The organism is Corynebacterium sp. HMSC036E10, from assembly GCF_001836265.1.
In the GTDB taxonomy this organism is placed as follows: Bacteria; Actinomycetota; Actinomycetes; order Mycobacteriales; family Mycobacteriaceae; genus Corynebacterium; species Corynebacterium coyleae.
Genome location: NZ_KV827978.1, coordinates 1 through 18,948 on the forward strand (window position 1 = coordinate 1; position 18,948 = coordinate 18,948).

Here is an 18,948-nt window from a genome sequence, read left to right on the forward strand (position 1 = left end):
ACCAACCGCGGGGCAATGGACCAACTCTTCGGCTAGTGCTCGTCGTGCCGCTCAGCGCGACGGAGCAATTTCAGCGCGGCAACAAACAGTACTGCGCCGCCGATGAGCGCCATGATGCCAACACCAATCGCGAGGCCAGCCCAGAAGCCGCCCGCCGTCGCGGAGTTGCTCGTGCCTTCGACGGGCTGCGCTGCATGAATCCCGCTGCCCGAAGCATCGGACGCAGACTCAGGTGAGGGCTCCGGCGAAGGGGCGGAGGTTGTGGCGGGGGCGCTAGTGCTCGTCGATAGTTGCGATGACGCTGCACGGCTTGCCTGCGCACGCCTCGTCGGAGACTGCTTCGCCGAGGATTGAGCCGCCGCCTGACTGCGAGGTGCAGCCTGTGCAGCACGCGCAGTACTCACCGATCGAGCCGACTGGGCCGACTGGGCCGACTGGGCAGTGGTTGCCGGGGCCGCAGGTGCAGCGGTGCGCGAGGGGCGCGAAGTTGCCTGGTTGCTCGGCCGTGTCGTCGGCCGTGTCGCCCGCTGTGTGGTTGCCTGCGCAGACGGCTTCGTGGACGGTTTTGCGGCTGGCGCGATGGCGTCGCCAAACTTCTTGATCTCCTTCTCCACCTGCCGCAGACCCGCCGCCAACGCCTGTGGGACGTTCAGGCTTTTGCCCGCGTTGCCCGTGCTGCCTGCGCTATCGGTGTCATCGGGATTGGTTGGGGCGTTGGTGATGGCGTCGTCGCCAACTGCAAACGTTGCGACGAGTTCCTTCTCAAACGCCTCACCGTCACGCGTGGTGCCGGAATACACGAACGTCGCCGTGTAGATGCCCGGCTCGGTGAACCCAAAGCCTTGGTGGTCGTGAGCGTTAACCGGGTATTGGAGCGTTTTGGACGGGTCGCCCGAGTCTAGTTCGATGCGCAGGCCTCGCAGATCCTCGTGCCATGTCATCAGGCGGCCCGGGCCGGTGACGTCGCGCATGCTTACCGTGATCCGGCTGCCTTCCTCAATCGCGCTCGCGGGCACTCCCGTGGTGGAAAAGCCCAGCCATGGCAGGTTCTTGTCCTGTGCTTGCGGCAGTATCCACATCTGCGCTGGGCTGCCAGGGAAGCTGTCGCGCACGCTATCGGGCAGGTCGGTGCGCGCACTGTCGGGCACGGCGAAGATGAAGCTGCCGGAGGGTCGGTGCGCCGGGTGGAGGGGGTCGGAATCATCGATGAGCACTGTGCTTAACGACGACCCCTCCCCCACCAAGGCCATATCCATATGACCCGCCTTGATTAGCGCGCGCTCCTTCGCTGCGGCGTTGGGCGTGGAGGTGCCTGGTGCCGGCTTGGGCTGCGTGCTGGTTGGCTGCGCCGACGTGCTAGACGACGTGGAGGCCTTTGGCGAGGTCGGTGTCGGCGCAAGAGTTGGCGCGGTGGTTGGCTGCGCCGACGTGGAGGCCTTTGGTGAGGTCGGTGCCGTGGTGGTCGCCGTGGTGGTCGCCGACGTGGTCGGTTGCGCGTCAGTGGGTGTGGATGCCGACTTTGGGGTGCGCAGCCCCGTGGTGGTGCCTTCGGGCAGGCCGACGGTGGCGTCGTCGCCGACAAGCCAGTATTGGGTGATGGGTTCGGAGCGTTCGGTGGTGCCGTCGGTACGCTCGGCTCGGCCTTGCCACGTCAGCGCGTAGATGCCTGGTTTGGAAAACGTCCAGGTGAAGTGGCCGTGGCCGCCGACTTCGTAGGTGATGGTGCGCATGTCTGGGTTGGAGGAGTCGAACAGTCGCTCCGGTTCGTAGACGCGGCTGGTGAACATGACGTTGATGTCGCCGGGCGCATCCATGTCGACGAGGTCGAAGTGCATGACGTCGTCTTTGAAGTTGGTGGGGATCGACGTGGGGTCGAGTTCGTGGGCGGGGTCGAACGCGCCGAGGCCCGACCAGATGGGGCGCCAGTTGTCGGTCCAGTCCACGCTTTGCGGCGCTGCCCAGACTTCGCTGCCGCGGGGGCCGAGGAAGTCGAGGGTGCCGTCGTCGGGGATGGTGAGTTTGGACAGGTCGTTGCCGTCGGCGTCCGCGTCTGGGGCGAGGCGGAAGCACACGGAGTCCTGGGAGGTGACCTGTTGGCCGTCGACCGCCATCACCGCTAGCTTGCCGCCGGAGCGCGTGCCGTAGAGGGCGTCGTTGTGGGAGTGGTAGAGCAGTTTGCGGCCGGCGCACGGGTGGTCGACGTCCGCGTCGAGGGTCACGCTGTGGCCGGGGTCGCCGGGTTTGTGCTCGCTGCTCGCCTGCGCCAGTGGTGCCACAGCAAACGCAAGCGTAGCGACGACCAGCGTCACCAGCCGGTTCAATTTCATGCCCGCACCACCTTCGCGAACACTCCGCGGCGCGGCGCGAACAGCCAGCTCAGTGCGAACAGGGCGGTGACGGAAAGGACGATCGTCGCCCCGGTTGGGGAATCGTAGGCCCACGCCAGCCACACGCCCAGGACGCTGCCAACCACGCCGAATGCGGCGGCGATGAGCATCATCGTGTCGAGCCGGTCGGTGAACAGGCGCGCGGCGGCAGCCGGGGTGATCAGCAGTGCGACGACCAGGATGTTGCCCACGGTCTGTACGGCGAGCACAACGGCGAACGTCACGCTGAGATACAGCGCGAGGTCCAACGCGGCGACGGGCAGGTTCATGGCGCGGGCAGTTTCGCGGTCCAAAGCGACGGCGGTCAGCCACGGGCGCAGGACAACCACAATGGCGACGATGATGGCGCCAGCGACCGCGTTGACCACCAGTTCGCGCACGCCAACGCCGGTGAGCGAGCCGAACAGGAACGAGCTCACGGAGGCGGTGTAGCCCTCGACCCGCGAGATGATCACCAGGCCGATGGCAAACGCGGCGGTAAACACGATGCCGATCACGGAGTCTTCTTTAATGGTGCGGCGTTGCGACATCACCGCGATCAGCACCGCCACCAACGCCCCCGCCACCGCGCCGCCGAGCAGCACCGAGGTCTGCAAGGCGAAGGCGACGGCGATGCCGGGAAACACCGCGTGCGCAACGGCGTCGCCGATGAACGCCATGCCGCGCAGCACCACGAAGCACCCGACCACCGCGCAGAGCACCGCAGCGATCACGGCGGCGCCCAGCGCACGTGGCAGAAAGGCCAGTTGTGGGTTCGCCATGTCGGCGAGGAATTGCAGGAAGGAAATCTCAGGCATGGGCGGCCTCCAGGTGTGCGCGCACGCCTCGTAGCCACGGTGAGTCGGGGCCGACGGAGAAGGTGTGCATCCAGGGGGTGTCGTCGTTAAGCAGGCGCGTCGGGCTATCCGCCACGATGCCGCCTTTGAACAGGATGAGACGGTCGCAGGATTCGACGGCCTCGACGATGTTGTGGGTGGACATCACAACGCCCAGGCCCTTATCGACGAGCTCACGAAACAGCCCGAGCAAATGTTCCGTGGTGGGGATGTCGAGGCCGGTGAAGGGTTCGTCGAGAAGCAGCATGCGCGGACGGCGCACCAAAGCACGCGCGATGAGCACGCGTTGGCGCTGGCCGCCGGACAGGTCGCTGATGGGGCGGTCGGCGAGGTCTGCAAGGTTCACCATCTCAAGCGCACGCTGCGCCCACATGCGGTCGCGTTCGCCAGCGCGGCGGTACCAGGGGCGCTTCCCAAGCGTGGCGTTGAGGGTGGCGGTGTAGACGTCGATTGGGAAATCCCACGCGACGTTGTGGCGTTGAGGCACGTAGCCGACGACGTCGCGGATCGGACGCGAGTCGGTCGTCTCGACGGTGCCTGCGTCGGCGGGTACGAGCCCGAGCATCGCACGCATCAGCGTCGTTTTGCCTGCGCCGTTCGGCCCGAGCAGGCCGGTGAATTCGCCGCCGTTGAGCGTGACGTCCACGCCCTGAAACACTTCACGTCCCGGGTAGGACACGGCAAGGTCGCGGATTGTGATCACTTACGACGCCCCCACACCACCGCGAACGCCACCAACGCCAGGACGAGCACACCCAAGCCTGCGAACAGGAGCACATTGCTTGACGACGACGCCCCCTCCCCGGCGCCCGCAAACTCTGCGTCGAACGCCTCCTGCGGGTCAACGCCGACCGCAAGGCGCAGCATCTGCTCGTCGGTGTGCACCTGGCCGTCAGTGTCCTCCACCTTCGCGCGCACCTTGATCAGGTGCACGCCCGGCTCGGTGAACACCCAGTTGGCGTGGGTGTGGGTGTTGGGTTCGACCCACATGGACTGGTCGCCTTCGGTGCGGGAGTTCCACAGTTGCTGCGGTTCGTGGAAGCCGCCGGGTTGGACGAAGAGGGAGAAGTCGCCAGGGCCGTCGTGGCCGGCGAATTCGAGGCTCATGCCGGACGTGGAGCGCTCGAGCAGCGAGGGGGCTTGGGAGTTCCAGCCCAGCCATGGCACGCCTGCGACTTCGGTTTGGGGCACGACCCATACGTCGGAGCCTGGTTTGGCGCCGGTGAAGTCGAAGTCGTTGGTGTCGGGCAGGGTTTGCTTGGCGGCGTCGCCGACGGCGAAGACGACGTCGTTGAGGTGGCGCCACATGGCGGGTTCGTGGGTGTCGTCGCGGGCGAGGAATTGCAGGTTGCCGTCCACGAACATGGGGCCGAGGTCAACGTGGCCTGCGTCGATGACGGTGCGTTCGCCTTCCGGCGCGATCGTTTCGTTGGCGTCAACGACTTGTTGCAGGGCGGGGTTGTTGTCCTGTACCTGGGCGGTTGCTGCGGGTGCGGCCGCGATCATGGCGGCGGTGATGAGGGCTGGAATCTTTTTCATTGTTGTCCTTTCAAGCAGTTACTAATCGACGACCCATTGGCCAGCACAAAGTCCACATACGTTTGCGCCGGCCCCTGACCGGGCGGGTCGAGAGAGTCGCCCCAGATCGGGCACACGTTCACCCCGTGCTGGGCGGCCGTTTGGGTGAGCACAGGCGTTTCTTGTTCGCTGCCGTACTCGACGAACACGGCCGGCACGTCGAGGTTGTCCAAGGTGCGCGAGAGTGCCAGCAGGTCGCGGGGGCTTGGCTCCACGCTCGGGTTCGGGGTGACAAAGCCTGCGATGCGCAGCCCGTAGGCGCGGCCGAGGTAGGCGTAGCCGTGGTGGGTGGTGACCAGGTTGCGGTTGGTTTCGGGGATGGAGTCGTACATGGCGCGGACGGTGCGGTCGGTGTCGTCGAGAAGCGACTGGTAGCGCTTTGCGTTGTCCGCGAACTGGCTGGCGCGTGACGGGTCGATGGCGGACAGTTCGTCGCGCACCACGTCAACCACCGCTTTCATCGCGGCCGGGTCGTGCCAGATGTGCGGGTCTAGCTCGCCGTGCACGTGACGGCCGAGTACCGCCTGCGGCAGCAGGTAGGTCTCGTCGTCCGGGTTGCCGAGGAAGCGGAACTCGCGCTGTGGCGGGATCGGCTGCAGGGTAGTTGTGGGCACGACAACGACGGCGTCGGCGGGGTTGATGTCGGTGTGGCCGGGGTGGCTGTGGTCGTCGGTGCGAAGGGTCAGGTGGGTGGTGGTGTCGTCGACAAGCGTGGCGATGTCCACGTGACCATGCTCGATCGCCACCTTCCCAGGCGCGACCTGTGCCGGGTCCTGGCCGACAACCACCGTCACGGTTTGCTCGGCGGAGCTGCGCTCCGGCGCATCGACCGCGTCGCGCACCGACGCGCGCAGCCGCAACTCGTACACACCCGGCGCTGAAAAGGCCCAACTCACGTGCGTGTGCGCACCCGCCGGCAGCATGGTCGAGCCGCCGTCGGAGTCGAAGAGCAACTCAGGTGTGCCAAACGTGCCGAGGATGAAGGCGAAAGCTTTGCCGGGGCCGGTGGCGTCGACAAGCGAAAGCTCGGTGACCGCGGTGGCGGGCAGGTCGCCCTCGAACCGCAGGCCCAGCCACACGGTGTCCAAGCTCGCGTCCTCGACCAGCGGGATCGGGGCGTAGCCGTAGCGCTGCGTCTGCTCGGCGAGCGCCACCACACGCGCGTCGGGTCGCGCCGTCGACTCGATCGTGCGGCTCAATGCTTGCGGCTCCAGCAACAGCCCGTTGGTGAACACGGCGTCCGCATAGGCGATGTCGCGCGTGGCGTGCAGGGTCGGCTCATACGAGTGCGGGTCGGCGCCGCGACGCATCAACGGGGTGACGTCAGCGGCATCGCCGGCGACATTCTGCACGACATCCGCGAGAATGCTTGTCGACGCCACCACACGCAGCCGGCCATCATCCACCGCACCGTCCGCCTGCGCGCAGCCCACCAGACCCGCAACCAACCCGAGGGCCGCTATAGCTTTGGCGCGCTTCACTTCGAGGCTCCTGCGAGGGCGATCAGGCGGCGTCGCAAGGCAGTGTCCAACGTGCACATCGCCGCGCCGAACACCGCGACGCCGAGGCCCAGGATGGCGAACGGCACGGTCATCACTGTGGTGCCGGTCTCTGCGAGGTCACCTGAGCGTGCGGCGTCGCTGCCTTGTGCCGTTGCAGCTCCGGCGCTGCAGCTGCCTTCTGGGTCAAACATGGAGCCAAAATCGAAGTGGCCGCTATCGGCGTTGCCGGTCTCGCCGACATTGAACGTCAGCGTGGCCTCGCCGGAGACCTTCTCCCCGCCTTTTGTGGTGGCGGTCTGACGGATGGTCACCTTGTACGTGCCGGGTGCACCGAACACCCAATTGGGGTGCACGTGCGAGTTCGCCGGGATCGTGTGGCTGCCGGAGCCGCGACCATTCTCTGCGGTGAACCACTCCTCGCCCACCACTTGCCCCAGGCCGCCCTGGGTGAACACGGTCATTGGGCCGGGGCCGTTGAAGTTTGTTACTTCCCAGGTGACCTCGCCGGTGGTGTGTTCAATGAGCGACTCGTGCTGCGTGTTCGCACCCAGCCACGGCACGTTGTCCTGCTGTGTCGCACCAATCATCCACGCTTTGCCGGCAGGCACTGGGCCGACCGCCTGGGGCAGGTCCGCCTCCGCCGCGTTGCCAAGCCCGAACACAAGGTCTTCCGGACGCTTCCAGGTGGCGGGCACGTTGCGGTCGTCCTTGATCATCGGGCGCAACGCGGGTGTGCATTTCTTCGCCGCTGCTGAGGTGGTGGCGGGCGCCGGCTTGGCCGCAGGTGCTGCTGGGGCTGCGGGCGCAGATTTCTGGGCTGCCGGCTTGGAAGCAACAGACTTCGAAACCGAGTCTGCGCTGTTGGTTGCGTCGTTGTGGGACGTGCCGGTGCTCGTGTCGGCCTTGGTTTCGGCGCTGGCGCGGTCTGTACCGGTCTCGGCGCTCGCGTCGCCGACGTGCCACGTGTACACCGCCTCGTTGGACTCTGCGCCGTCCGCGGTTGCCACAACCTTCATGGTGTACACCCCCGGCTGGGTGAACAGCCAGTTCGCGTGGACGTGGGACGGGTCGTCCTGAACAATGCGGGATCCTGAGGAGAGCTGCGGCTGGTCGCTATCAAGCACGGGTTGGAAGGAGCCGAAGCTTCCTGTCTGGAACAGGTAGACGGATCCTGGCCCGGAGACCTCGCGGAACTCGATGTCGACGCGACCGAAGCCACCTTCGCGCACGCCCTGGGTGTCCCACCCGGGCCACAGCAGGTCGGCGCGTTGGGTCTGTGGCAGCAGGTAGCCGGGCTCGCCGATCTCTGGGACGTTGGCGGTTTCGTCGGTGTAGGCCGCCTCGCCGACAACCAAATCGACATCCTCGGGTGCGCGGCGCACGTGGGAGCCGGTGACGTCCTCCTGCAGGTCCAAAGTCAGGCTGCCACCGTCGGCGGTGACGTTGAAGACATCGATGTGGCCCCGATCAAAACGGGCGGGATCCGCCAGTGCCACGCCACACGTCAACAGGGTGAGCAAGGCGGCGAGGCAAACAACCACAAGACTATTGGTAACCGTTTTCAACACTTAACGAATACTACTTCCATTAAGCGTTGCGACAAAGCACTACCCCCAGACACGAAAAAGCGCCCCGGTGAACCACCGAGGCGCGAAATCGTTGCGGGAAGACTATGCCTTCTTGGCGTAGTCCTTCTCCACAGAGGTATCAACCGGAACGCCCGGGCCCTGGGTTGCGGACACGGTGATCTTCTTCAGGTAGACACCCTTGGCGGAAGACGGCTTGAGGCGAACGACCTCGTCGAGAAGTGCGCCGTAGTTCTCAGCGAGCTGCTCCGGGGTGAAGGAAGCCTTACCGATGATTGCGTGCAGGTTCGATGCCTTGTCCACGCGGAAGGCAATCTTGCCGCCCTTGGAGTCCTGGATCGCCTTAGCGACGTCCGGGGTGACCGTACCGGTCTTCGGGTTCGGCATCAGACCACGCGGGCCGAGCACGCGGGCGACGCGGCCGACCTTAGCCATCTGGTCCGGCGTAGCGATAGCCACGTCGAAGTCGAGCTGGCCAGCGTTGATCTGCTCGATGAGCTCGTCGGTGCCGACGATGTCAGCGCCTGCTTCCTTCGCCTTGGTGGCGTTCTCGCCCTCAGCGAAGACTGCGACGCGGACGGTCTTACCGGTGCCGTGCGGCAGGTTGACGGTGCCGCGGACCAGCTGGTCGGCCTTGCGCGGGTCGACGGACAGACGCATCGCAACGTCGATGGTTGCGTCGTACTTGTCGGAAGCGGTCTCCTTTGCCAGGGTCACCGCATCCAGCGGGTGGTAGAACGCGTCGCGGTCCACCTTGGCGAGCTGCTCAATGTAGCGCTTGGACTTCTTAGCCATGTTTGATTCCTTTCAGGAGTTGTGGTTGGCGGGCCTGGCTGAAGGCCCTTCCACGTAAAGCGACGAGGTGCGCTTTACTTCTCGACGTCAATACCCATCGAACGTGCGGTACCAGCGATGATCGCGGCGCCAGCCTCGATGTCGCGGGCGTTGAGGTCGTTCTTCTTGGTCTCGGCGATTTCCTTGCACTGCTCCCAGGTGACCTTGCCAACCTTGTCAGTGTGCGGAACGCCGGAGCCCTTCTGCAGGCCTGCAGCCTTCAGCAGCAGGGATGCAGCCGGCGGGGACTTCAGGATGAAGTCGAAGGAGCGGTCTTCGTAGACCGTGATCTCCACCGGGACAATGTTGCCGCGCATGGATTCGGTCGCAGCGTTGTATGCCTTGGTGAACTCAACGATGTTGACACCGTGTGCACCAAGTGCCGGACCGACCGGCGGGGCCGGGTTTGCCATACCAGCTTCGATCTGAAGCTTGATCAGGCCAGTGACCTTCTTCTTAGCCATCGCAATTACCTCCTAGTTACAGCCTCGCCACCGCGATGAACAGCGGTAAGGCTTCCGGATGCCGGGTTTTTCCCAGCCACCGGGGATGAGAAAACGAAAACGTCGCGTGTGCGCAAAACACACGCGACGAGATAGGTTACGCCAGGGCGTCGTCGATAAGCAAAATGCGCTTACATGATGCGTTCGATCTGATCGGCGGTGAGCTCGACTGGGGTCTCGCGGCCGAAGATGGACACGAGCGCCTCGATCTTGCCGGTCTCCGGGTCGATGGCGTTGATGGTGGCGGACACGGACGCCAGTGCACCGGAGAGGATGGTGACGGCCTCGCCGACCTTGTAGTCGTGGGTGACCTTGTTCGGCGCCTCCTCCGCCGACGGCACAACGGTGTCGCCCTCGGCGTCGACCTGCGGCTTCGCGCCGGCCGCGGCGGACTTCGGCAGCAGGAACTTGGCGACGTCGCGGTGCTTCACCGGGGTGGCATTGCCCTCATTACCGACGAACGAGGTCACGCCCGGGGTTTCACGCACCACGGACCATGCGGCGTCGTTCATGTCCATGCGCACGAGGACGTAGCCCGGAAGGAGCTTGCGCTTGACCAGCTTGTTCTTGCCGTCCTTGTTCTTCTCCAGCGCCTGCTCGACAGGCACGACGACCTCGTAGATGGAGTCTTCGACCTCGAGGGTCTGGCTACGCATCTCCAGGTTGGTCTTCACCTTGTTTTCGTAGCCGGAGTAGGACTGGATGATGTACCACTCGCCCGGCTGCTTCTTCAGTTCGCGGGTGTACTCGCGCAGGCGCTTGCGGTATTCAGCGTCGAAGTCGGACGTAGCCTCAGCGTCCTGGGCCTCAACGCCCTCCGCGGCCTCAGCGCCCTCTGCCTCCGGCGCTTCCGCGCCCTCGGTCGCCTCGGCGTTGTCATCCTGCTCGTTGGTGCCGGCCGGGTCGGAGTCGCCGTGGATGACCGGGTCGGTGGAGGGGTCGACGGGCGCGCCTTCGTCGATCATTTCCTGCTCGTTGTTTTCGATCGCGCCGTTGACGTCCTCGTTTACCTCAGTCATGGTTGTTCTCCTCGTATGTTCGCGGGTGTGCCCCAAGGTTACCGGGGCAAAAAGTATCCCGCCTTCCCTCGGTGTTCGAGGAGGCGGGAAACGTTACGCGTGAAATTGTACTTATCGGATGAGAATCCAACGAATCCCCATGGAAGCCAGGGTGTCGGTACCCCAGACAAGGATGGTGAGCACAATGAGGAACGCGAATGTGATCAGCGTGTAGTTCAGCATCTGCTTGCCGGTCGGCCAGATGACCTTGCTCATCTCGGAGACGACTTCGCCCGGGAAGGTTGCGATGCTGGTGGTCTTTTCCTCGGCCTCGTCGGCATTGACGGGGGTACGCTTTGCTTCGTACCCGTCGGAGGACACGGGCGAGACCCCTCGCAGTTGGCGCTTGCCGGTTGGCTGTGCGGCATTCTGACCGTTGGGGTTAGTCACGAAAACTCCTCCAGGTTGTTTTGGCAGGGGCGACAGGACTCGAACCTGCAACCTACGGTTTTGGAGACCGTTGCGCTACCAATTGCGCCACGCCCCTAGGGCACCTTATTCGGTGCGCCTAACCCTACCACGGGCGCTTGTGGCGTCCGTTTGAGGTGAGTAGCGATGGAGAGAATTGAACTCTCGACACAGCGATTATGAGTCGCTTGCTCTACCACTGAGCTACACCGCCATGTGTTCACTGACGCTCGCACGAAGTGCAAGGACCCCAGCAAACAACAGAGCCCCCTGACAGAATCGAACTGTCGACCTTTTCCTTACCATGGAAACGCTCTGCCGACTGAGCTAAGGGGGCACAGCCTCTTTGTTGTGGATCTTGCGACCCGCTCCGTTGAAGCCTTGAGAAGATTAACCCGATATCGTTTATAAACACAAATCGCCAGTACAGCCCATGTTTTTGCACATGCTTATCGACGACATAAACCGCTCCATAACCTACGCCATAGGCCATCACTCCCTACCGCCCTGCAGCCGCAGAACCACAGCACCGCACAGCGAAAAACCCCGCCGATCCGTGATGGGGATCGGCGGGGTGTGCCTGTGCCAGGTAGAAGATTCGAACTTCTGAAGGCGAATGCCGGCGGATTTACAGTCCGCTCCCTTTGGCCGCTCGGGCAACCTGGCGTGCACGTTTGAAGTGCGGGGATTACCTTACATCACGCCACCGCAATGTAGGCAAATCGCCTGGTTATCCTACGCGTTCGACGGTGAGACGTGTCATGGTGCGCAGCGCTTCGCGGGCGGGAATGTCGGGCAACTCGTCGAGTTCGCGCTCGACGGTGTCCAGGTATCTGCGAGCGGTCTCGAGGGCGCGTTCACGGCCGCGTGTCTGGCCCAGGAGGTCGAGGGCGCGGGTGACGTCGGCGTCGTCGGTAAGCGGGCCCGTGAGGAGCCCTCGAAGGGCTTCGCCGGCCTCGGAGTCCTCTTCGAGCGCGTAGAGCACTGGCAGGGTGAATACGCCTTCGCGCAGGTCGGTGCCTGGGGTCTTTCCGGATTGTTCGGGGTCGGAGAAAATGTCAATGATGTCGTCGACGATCTGGAACACCATGCCCACGGCGTCGCCGATGCGCGCGCAACGCTGGACCACCTCGTCGGACGCGCCGGAGTGCCGCGCGCCCAGGTAGGCGGCGGACGCGATGAGCACGCCGGTTTTCTCGTCGATGACCTTCAGGTAGTGCTCAACCGGGTTGGTGCCTTGTGCGCCGACGGTTTCGCGCATCTGGCCGGTGACCAGTTCCTCGAAGGTGTCGGCGAAGTGCTCGACGGTGGCCAGGTCCATTCGGCCCATCAGGCGTGAGGCGTGGGCAAACAGGATGTCGCCTGCAAGGATGGCGACGGTGTTGCTCCAGCGCGCGTTGGCGGACTCAACGCCGCGGCGGCGTTCAGCTTCGTCCATGACGTCGTCGTGATACAGCGTGGCCAGGTGCACCATTTCGGTGACGGTGGCGCCGTTGATTACGTTTTGGGCGCGCGGGTTGGGGCCAAACTCGGCGCACAGCAGCGCCATCATGGGGCGGAAGCGTTTGCCGCCGGCTGCGGCGAGGTGGGTGACTTTGTCGGTGAGGAACTTTTCGCCGCGTGAAAGTTCGGCCATGAGGAGGTCCTCCACCGCTTCTAGCCCGGTGTTGAGCCGGGTGTTGAGTGCGTCGTCGCCAAGGTCAATCTTGAATCCGTGGCGGGGTGACGGGGTGGTGCCGTACGTCATCGATAACGTCCTTGCAGGTTGGAGGGGCACATGGATAACGCACCTACCGTAGCCCACTTGCCCTTGGTTCTGTAGCAGTGGGTGGCGCTGGCACAATCAGTTGCGTGACTGAGTATTTCGACCTTGTGGTTGTGGGTGCTGGACCGGCTGGTTCGGCGGCGGCGATTGCGGCGCAGCGTTCGGGTTTGCAGACTTTGCTTCTCGACGTCCAGGGTCCCGGCCGCGACAAAACTTGCGGCGATGGGTTGACCCCGCGTGCGGTGGAGACGCTCGAGGCACTCAATCTGGAGGTACCCGCGTATCGCAACAAGGGGTTGAAGTTGCACGGCTACGGCGGCGACGTCGAGGCGCCTTGGCCGCGCGGTGAAGGCTCTGCGGCTCCTCGGACGGTGTTTGACGCAATGCTTGTCGACGAAGCCCGCACCGCCGGCGCCACCATCCGCCAGAACTGCGCCGCGACGGGTGTGGAGTTTTCCGGCGGCGCGATCAGTGCTGTGAAGACGGATCAGGGCTCGGTACGCGCGAAGTGGGTCGTGGTTGCCGACGGCGTGCGCTCCCCCTTTGGCAAGAAACTGGGACGCGAGTGGCACAAAGGGGAGGTATTCGGGATTGCGGCACGCTCGTATTGCGAATCGCCGTTTTCGGACGAGCCGTGGATGCATTCGCACGTGGAGCTGCGCGACGCGGATGGCGTGATTCAGCCTGGTTACGGCTGGATCTTCCCGCTTGGCGACGGCACCGTGAACCTCGGCTGCGGAGCCTTATCCACCGATGCGCGCCCGGCGAAGGTGAACACGAAGAAGTTGCTCGCCGACTATGCCGCACAGCAGCGCGAGGCGTGGAACCTCGGCCCGGAGCAGGCGGTGACCTCTGCGCTGCTGCCGATGGGCGGAGCGGTGTCCAACGTTGCGGGCCCGAACTGGGTGCTTATCGGCGACGCCGCCGCGTGCGTGAACCCGCTCAACGGCGAGGGCATCGACTACGGGCTGGAAACCGCAGTGCTGGCGGTCGAGTTGATCAACGCGGGTGGCGACCTCACGCTTGCGTGGCCGGCGTTGCTGCGCAGCCACTACGGCGACGCGTTCACGCTGGCGCGCACCCTCGCCCGTCTCCTGACCTACCCGCAGTTCCTACCGCTGGCTGGCCCGGTGGCGCTGCGCGGTTTGGGCGGGCGCTACCTCATGCCTGCAGCGGCGCGCCTGATGGGCAACCTAGTGCAGGAAGACGACCGCGACCTGGTCGCACGACTGTGGCGCGCGGCAGGTCGCGTGGTGCCGAAGAACGCCCCGCTCTGGGACGTCGCTTAGCGCGGCTTAGTCGAGCGGCTTGACGGCGCTGTGGAGCGCCACGATGCCGGCGGTGAGATCTTGCCAGCCGGCGTCTTCCCAACCGTTGGCGTTGATCGCCGCGGCAAGCTCCTCCTGGTTGGGCCATGCGCGGATGGATTCCGCAAGGTACTCGTAGGCCTCCGCGTTGGAGGAAAATACCTTGGCCAGCGCCGGCACAGCACGTGGCAGGTATTCCTTGTACACGGTGCGGAATCCTGGGATGACGGGGGTGGAGAACTCGTTGACCACAAGGCGCCCGCCGGGCTTGGTCACACGCGCCATTTCGCGCAAGCCGGCCTCGAAATCATGGACGTTGCGCAGCCCGTAGGAGATGGTCACCGCGTCGAAGGTGTTGTCGGCAAACGGAAGGTACATCGCGTCGCCGACCACCTTGGGCACCTTACGGTCCTTGCCGGCGGCCAGCATGCCCTGGGAGAAGTCGCACGCCACGACCCACGCGCCGGATTTACCGAGCTCGACGGTGGACACGGCGGTGCCTGCGGCGAGGTCGAGCACCTTCTCCCCTGGTTTGAGTTCGAGGCGTTCGCGGGTGCGTCGTCGCCAGTATTTGTCCAGCCCGAACGACAACACGGTGTTCGTCTTGTCGTAGTTCTTGCCCACGTCGTCGAACATTCCGGCAACGTCGAAGGGCTTTTTCTCCAGATCCGCCTTGGCCATGGTTGGTCAGTCTACTTCGGTCTACTTCGCCACCCACAAAAGTAGGCTGTACGCCCTTACGCCACTTGCCAGTTCGGCATACCGAACTTTATTATTCGCCAGCGTGGGCACACAGATTGCCTGCTCCCCTCCACGCTCCCAACGCAAAGGAACGACATGATGAAAACCAAAGTGCTTGCGCTCGTCGCTACGGCTGCTCTCTCCCTCGGCCTGGCGAGCTGCTCTGAAGAAAGCACTGATGCAGCAGGCGGCAAAGACACCCCTGTCGTGCTCACAACGTTCACCGTGATCCAGGACATCGCCGCGAACGTTGCGGGCGATCACCTCAAGGTGGAATCCATCACCAAGCCTGGTGCGGAGATCCACGGCTACGAGCCCACCCCCGGCGACATTTCTCGTGCCGCCGACGCGGACCTGATTTTGGATAACGGCATGAACCTGGAGAATTGGTTCGCCCAGTTTGTCGCCGATCTGGATGTGCCGCACGCCGTGGTCAGCGAGGGTGTCGAGCCGATCGACATCGCCGAGGACGCCTACGCCGGCAAGCCCAATCCGCACGCGTGGATGAGCCCGGTGAACGTGCAGAAGTACGTGGACAACATCGTTGACGCGTTCAGCGAACTCGACCCGGAACACGCCGCAGACTTCAAGGCCAACGGCGAGAAATACAAAAACGAACTGCAGGCTGTGCAAGACGAGCTGGAGACCAAGCTCGCCGCCGTCCCCGACAAGCAGCGTGCCTTGGTGACCTGTGAGGGCGCGTTCTCCTACCTGGCCCGCGACGCGAAGCTAACCGAGCGCTACATCTGGCCAGTCAATGCTGAGCAGGAAGCCACCCCGCAGCAGATCGCCGGCGCGATCGAGTTTGTGAAGGAAAACAACGTCCCAGCGGTGTTCTGCGAATCCACAGTCTCTAACGCCCCGATGATGCAGGTCGTGAAGGCCACCGGCGCGGAGTACGGCGGCACCCTCTACGTCGATTCGCTTTCTGAGGAAAACGGTCCGGTGCCGACCTACCTGGATCTGATTCGCCACGACACGAAGGTGATCATCGACGGTTTGAACGGGGGCAAGCAGTGATCCCCGCAATCGCGGTTGACGATGTTGCGGTGCGCTACGGCGACGTCGTAGCGCTCGACGGCGCAACCTTGAGCGTCCAACCAGGCCGTATCTGTGGGCTGATCGGGATGAACGGCGCGGGCAAATCCACGCTACTCAAGGCGATCATGGGGTTGGTCAAGCCGGATCGCGGCACGGTTCGTATCAACGGCATCGACCCCATGCGCGCCCGCAAGACGCAGGTGCTGGGCTACGTCCCGCAGAGCGAGGATGTGGACTGGCAGTTCCCGGTCACCGTGCGCGACGTGGTCATGATGGGCCGCTACGGCCACATGGGCTTTACCCGCCACGCGCGTGCGGAGGACATTGCGGCTGTGGATCGCGCGTTAGAGCGCACCCACCTTGAGTCGTTCGCAGACCGCCAGATCGGCCAACTTTCGGGCGGTCAGAAGAAGCGTGCGTTCATCGCGCGCGGTATCGCCCAGGGCGCGAGCATCATGCTTCTCGACGAACCCTTCGCCGGCGTGGACAAACATTCCGAGGCCACCATCACTGAGCTGTTGCGCGACCTCGCCGCTGAAGGCACCACTATTTTTGTGGTGACGCACGATCTGGTCGCCCTGCCGCAACTCGCGCCGGAGACGGTGCTGTTGAACCGTCGGGTGTTGATGCACGCCCCGACTGAAGTGGTGTTAGAGCCGGACAATTTGGTGCAGGGCTTCGGAATGGGGGTGTCGGCATGATTGCGCTGCTTACGGAGCCGTTTGGGTACGAGTTCATGATGCGTGCGCTTGCAACGTCGCTAGTGGCGTCGGTTGTGTGCGCGCTGTTGTCGTGCTGGCTGGTGCTGGTTGGCTGGTCGCTGATGGGCGATGCGGTAAGCCACGCTGTCCTGCCGGGCGTGGTGCTGGCCTACATTCTGGGCGTGCCGTTCGCCGTTGGCGCGGTGGTGTTCGGGTTCCTTGCGGTGGCACTGATCGGGCTGGTGCGCGATACGTCCCGGGTGAAGGAGGATGCGGCCATTGGCATCGTGTTCACCACCATGTTCGCGCTGGGGCTCGTGCTCATTTCGGTAACCCCTTCGCACACGGATCTGAACCACATCATCTTCGGCAACCTGCTTGGTGTGTCCCGTGGGGACCTGCTTCAGGTGGCCATCCTGGGCGCGATCGTGTTGAGCGTGCTGGTGCTCAAGCGGCGCGACTTCACCCTCTACGCGTTCGATCCCACCCATGCACACGCGATTGGGTTGAATCCGCGCCTGCTCGGTGCGGCCCTGCTGGCACTGCTGGCGCTGACATCAGTGGTGGCACTCCAGGCCGTTGGCGTGATCCTGGTGGTGGCGATGCTGATCATCCCGGGGGCGACCGCCTACCTGCTCACCAACAAGTTCGGCACGATGCTGATCATCGCCCCGACCATGTCGGCGGCATGTGCGATTGTGGGCCTGTACTGCTCCTACTACCTCGACACGGCCTCCGGCGGCATGATCGTGCTCGCACAGGGTGTGGTGTTTGGTGTGGTGTACCTGTTCGGCCCGCACGGGGTGCTGCGGGGTCGTCGCTACGCATCCACGCGCACGAAGACGGAGTCCGTGGCTTCCTCGCCAAGCGGCACCGCCTCCGCCGCGCCGGCCAGCCGCACCGCGACCGCGCCGGAGTAAGGGGCACCCTCCCCAACCTCGAGGGTTGCGCCGACGACAAGCCCGTGACTGTCCAGGAATTGCAGCAGTTTCGGGTCGTCGTCGGCAATGCGTTCAATCGTGGCCGTCTGGCCCGGTTGCACGCCGGTCAGCGGGACGGCTTCGGGGGTGTCGACACGCCCGCTGGCTGAGGGGATGGGGTCACCGTGGGGGTCGCGGGTGGGGTAGTTAAGAAATGCGTCGATGCGCTCGACCATGAAGTCGCTCACGGAGTGCTCGAGAGTTTCCGCCTCGTCGTGCACTTGGTCCCAGGTGTAGCCGAGGGCTTCCACCAGAAACGTTTCAATGAGGCGGTGGCGGCGGATCATCGCCACCGCATACGTGTGGCCGAGTTCGGTCAGTTCGATCGTGCCGTAAGGCTTGTGTGTGACAAGTCCCTGCTCGCCAAGTTTGCGCACCCCGTCCGACACCGTGGATTTCCGCAGCCCAAGGTGCTTTGCCACTGACGACGACGTCACCGGCGCATCCGACCACTCCGAAAGGGCCCAAATGCCTTTGAGGTAGTTCTGAGTGCTGGTAGACAGGTCGCCGACAGACATGCCCGTCAGTCTACTTTGCGCTTCACCGGCACCCAGCGCGGCAGTGCAACATCGCGGCCGAACAGGTGAATCACCTTGCGTTCGTAGGAGCCAAGCACCTCGGTGTAGTAGCTAAGGAGTTGCTGCCCAAGCGCCTCCCAGGTCTTATCTGCCACGGACTCCCGGGCGGTGGTGGTGAGTTCGGGGTGGCGGGTGTCGTCGAGAAGCCAACGCGCTGCGTCAGGGAGTTCCTCGGTGAAGGTGGCCACGTCGAGCAGCAAACCGTTGACGCCGTGCTCGATGAGGTCAACGGGGCCGCCAGCGCGGGGGCCGATCGTGGGCACGCCCGAGGCTTGAGCTTCCTGGATGGCCTGGCAGAAGGTTTCAAACTCGCCGGTATGCACGAACAGGTCGAGCGAGGCATACGCGCGGGCGAGCTCCTCGCCAGAAAGCGGGCCGGTGAACACGGCGTTGGGCAAAACCTCTTCAAGCGCCTCGCGCTCCGGGCCGCCGCCGACGATGACCAACTGGATGGACGGCTCCGTAACCAGCGGGGCGAGGCGGTCAACGGACTTCTCCGCGGCGAGGCGGCCGACGAACCCGACGATCTTCTTCGTACCGGTCGGATCCCACGAACGGCGCAGGATGTCGGAGCGCTTCGACGGGTGGAACAGTTCCGCATCCACGCCACGGCCCCAATGGCGGATATTTTTGATGTTGTGCTCCTCCAGCGCCTTGATCGTTTCCGACGACGGCGCGAGCGTCATTTCGCACATGTTGTGCACGGTGCGGGTCCAGTCCCACGCCATGGTGGCCAGGGTGGACAGTTGGTACTTCGTGGCAAAGCCAGCCACGTCCGTCTGGTAGAGCGCGACCGCGGGCACACCGAGTTGGCGGGCCGCGAACGCCCCCGCTCCGCCGAGCACGAACGGGCTGGCCAGGTGGATGATGTCCGGCTTGAATTGCGACAGTGCTGCCGTGACGGTGGTGGTGGGAACGCCGATGGGCAGCGAATCGATCAACGGCACCATGACGGTGGGCACCCGCACGATCTCAAAGCCAAGGTAGTCAGGAACTTCGTCCTGGAACTCGCGGGCGCCAGGCGCGATCACGATCGCGTCGTGGCCCTCCCGCTTGAGGTGCTCAAGGACGCGAAGGACGGAGTTGGTCACTCCGTTGACGTTGGGCAGAAAGGACTCGGCGACGATTCCCACTCGCATGCTG

Annotated in this window: 18 protein-coding genes and 4 tRNA genes; 4 read left to right on the plus strand and 18 right to left on the minus strand. The window is 64.4% G+C overall.

Annotation, left to right across the window (positions count from 1 at the left end):
- Positions 1–32: 32 nt before the first annotated feature.
- The 15 genes from HMPREF2736_RS06610 to HMPREF2736_RS06680 all read right to left on the minus strand — a co-directional run bounded on the left by HMPREF2736_RS06610 (position 33) and on the right by HMPREF2736_RS06680 (position 12,439).
- Complete coding sequence (locus HMPREF2736_RS06610; RefSeq protein WP_070829211.1) at positions 33–2,327, minus strand: choice-of-anchor M domain-containing protein; 2,295 nt, start codon at positions 2,325–2,327, stop codon at positions 33–35.
- Positions 2,324–3,184 carry an anchored repeat-type ABC transporter permease subunit gene (locus HMPREF2736_RS06615; RefSeq protein WP_070452416.1) on the minus strand — a complete coding sequence of 287 codons (861 nt, stop codon included), beginning with the start codon at positions 3,182–3,184 and terminating at the stop codon, positions 2,324–2,326. Before HMPREF2736_RS06615 ends, HMPREF2736_RS06610 begins: the two co-directional genes overlap by 4 nt.
- Positions 3,177–3,926, minus strand: a complete 750-nt coding sequence (locus tag HMPREF2736_RS06620; RefSeq protein WP_070482140.1) for an anchored repeat-type ABC transporter ATP-binding subunit — start codon at positions 3,924–3,926, stop codon at positions 3,177–3,179. Before HMPREF2736_RS06620 ends, HMPREF2736_RS06615 begins: the two co-directional genes overlap by 8 nt.
- The gene (locus HMPREF2736_RS06625) at positions 3,923–4,762 is read right to left on the minus strand and encodes a choice-of-anchor M domain-containing protein (protein ID WP_070829212.1); all 840 of its coding nucleotides are present in this window, start codon (positions 4,760–4,762) and stop codon (positions 3,923–3,925) included. Before HMPREF2736_RS06625 ends, HMPREF2736_RS06620 begins: the two co-directional genes overlap by 4 nt.
- Positions 4,759–6,282: an anchored repeat ABC transporter, substrate-binding protein gene (locus HMPREF2736_RS06630; protein WP_070452422.1), complete on the minus strand. Its 1,524-nt coding sequence runs from the start codon at positions 6,280–6,282 to the stop codon at positions 4,759–4,761. Before HMPREF2736_RS06630 ends, HMPREF2736_RS06625 begins: the two co-directional genes overlap by 4 nt.
- Positions 6,279–7,871: a TIGR03773 family transporter-associated surface protein gene (locus tag HMPREF2736_RS06635; RefSeq protein ID WP_070829213.1), complete on the minus strand. Its 1,593-nt coding sequence runs from the start codon at positions 7,869–7,871 to the stop codon at positions 6,279–6,281. Before HMPREF2736_RS06635 ends, HMPREF2736_RS06630 begins: the two co-directional genes overlap by 4 nt.
- A gap of 102 nt (positions 7,872–7,973) precedes the next feature.
- Entirely contained in the window at positions 7,974–8,684 is a 711-nt protein-coding gene (gene rplA / locus HMPREF2736_RS06640) for a 50S ribosomal protein L1 (protein ID WP_070452428.1), read from the minus strand.
- Positions 8,685–8,758: 74 nt separating this feature from the next.
- On the minus strand, positions 8,759–9,187 hold the full coding sequence (rplK, locus tag HMPREF2736_RS06645) for a 50S ribosomal protein L11 (RefSeq protein WP_070421765.1): 429 nt from the start codon (positions 9,185–9,187) through the stop codon (positions 8,759–8,761).
- A 170-nt stretch (positions 9,188–9,357) separates the two neighbouring features.
- Positions 9,358–10,245 carry a transcription termination/antitermination protein NusG gene (gene nusG / locus HMPREF2736_RS06650; protein ID WP_070421764.1) on the minus strand — a complete coding sequence of 296 codons (888 nt, stop codon included), beginning with the start codon at positions 10,243–10,245 and terminating at the stop codon, positions 9,358–9,360.
- A gap of 111 nt (positions 10,246–10,356) precedes the next feature.
- On the minus strand, positions 10,357–10,674 hold the full coding sequence (gene secE / locus HMPREF2736_RS06655; RefSeq protein WP_070421763.1) for a preprotein translocase subunit SecE: 318 nt from the start codon (positions 10,672–10,674) through the stop codon (positions 10,357–10,359).
- A gap of 21 nt (positions 10,675–10,695) precedes the next feature.
- A tRNA-Trp gene (locus HMPREF2736_RS06660) sits at positions 10,696–10,771 on the minus strand.
- A gap of 63 nt (positions 10,772–10,834) precedes the next feature.
- A tRNA-Met gene (locus tag HMPREF2736_RS06665) sits at positions 10,835–10,906 on the minus strand.
- A 50-nt stretch (positions 10,907–10,956) separates the two neighbouring features.
- Positions 10,957–11,029 (minus strand) — tRNA-Thr (locus tag HMPREF2736_RS06670).
- A 246-nt stretch (positions 11,030–11,275) separates the two neighbouring features.
- Positions 11,276–11,358: transfer RNA gene (locus HMPREF2736_RS06675), tRNA-Tyr, on the minus strand.
- Positions 11,359–11,422: 64 nt separating this feature from the next.
- Positions 11,423–12,439 (minus strand): polyprenyl synthetase family protein, encoded by a 1,017-nt coding sequence (locus tag HMPREF2736_RS06680; protein ID WP_070482131.1) that lies wholly within the window; start codon positions 12,437–12,439, stop codon positions 11,423–11,425.
- Between the two features lie 104 nt (positions 12,440–12,543).
- Between HMPREF2736_RS06680 and HMPREF2736_RS06685 the strand changes: the two genes are divergently transcribed.
- Complete coding sequence (locus HMPREF2736_RS06685) at positions 12,544–13,746, plus strand: geranylgeranyl reductase family protein (RefSeq protein WP_070482129.1); 1,203 nt, start codon at positions 12,544–12,546, stop codon at positions 13,744–13,746.
- A gap of 6 nt (positions 13,747–13,752) precedes the next feature.
- Here the strand turns inward: HMPREF2736_RS06685 and HMPREF2736_RS06690 are convergent, their stop codons facing one another.
- Positions 13,753–14,445: a demethylmenaquinone methyltransferase gene (locus HMPREF2736_RS06690; protein ID WP_070452438.1), complete on the minus strand. Its 693-nt coding sequence runs from the start codon at positions 14,443–14,445 to the stop codon at positions 13,753–13,755.
- A 159-nt stretch (positions 14,446–14,604) separates the two neighbouring features.
- Between HMPREF2736_RS06690 and HMPREF2736_RS06695 the strand changes: the two genes are divergently transcribed.
- From HMPREF2736_RS06695 to HMPREF2736_RS06705, 3 genes are read left to right on the plus strand one after another with little or no spacing between them, the layout of a single operon-like run.
- Positions 14,605–15,525, plus strand: a complete 921-nt coding sequence (locus HMPREF2736_RS06695; protein WP_371325693.1) for a metal ABC transporter substrate-binding protein — start codon at positions 14,605–14,607, stop codon at positions 15,523–15,525.
- Positions 15,522–16,247 carry a metal ABC transporter ATP-binding protein gene (locus HMPREF2736_RS06700; RefSeq protein ID WP_034997179.1) on the plus strand — a complete coding sequence of 242 codons (726 nt, stop codon included), beginning with the start codon at positions 15,522–15,524 and terminating at the stop codon, positions 16,245–16,247. The genes HMPREF2736_RS06695 and HMPREF2736_RS06700 overlap by 4 nt, the downstream gene beginning before the upstream one ends.
- Positions 16,244–17,167, plus strand: coding sequence for a metal ABC transporter permease (locus HMPREF2736_RS06705; protein WP_070815621.1), 924 nt, complete (start codon positions 16,244–16,246; stop codon positions 17,165–17,167). The genes HMPREF2736_RS06700 and HMPREF2736_RS06705 overlap by 4 nt, the downstream gene beginning before the upstream one ends.
- On the opposite strand, the gene HMPREF2736_RS11950 is transcribed toward HMPREF2736_RS06705, so the two are convergent.
- Both HMPREF2736_RS11950 and HMPREF2736_RS06715 read right to left on the minus strand, forming a co-directional pair.
- Positions 17,068–17,745 (minus strand): metal-dependent transcriptional regulator, encoded by a 678-nt coding sequence (locus HMPREF2736_RS11950; RefSeq protein WP_083323009.1) that lies wholly within the window; start codon positions 17,743–17,745, stop codon positions 17,068–17,070. The two genes, HMPREF2736_RS06705 and HMPREF2736_RS11950, sit on opposite strands and share 100 nt — an antisense overlap.
- 5 nt (positions 17,746–17,750) lie before the next feature.
- Complete coding sequence (locus tag HMPREF2736_RS06715; RefSeq protein WP_070829215.1) at positions 17,751–18,944, minus strand: glycosyltransferase family 4 protein; 1,194 nt, start codon at positions 18,942–18,944, stop codon at positions 17,751–17,753.
- Positions 18,945–18,948 lie beyond the last annotated feature (4 nt).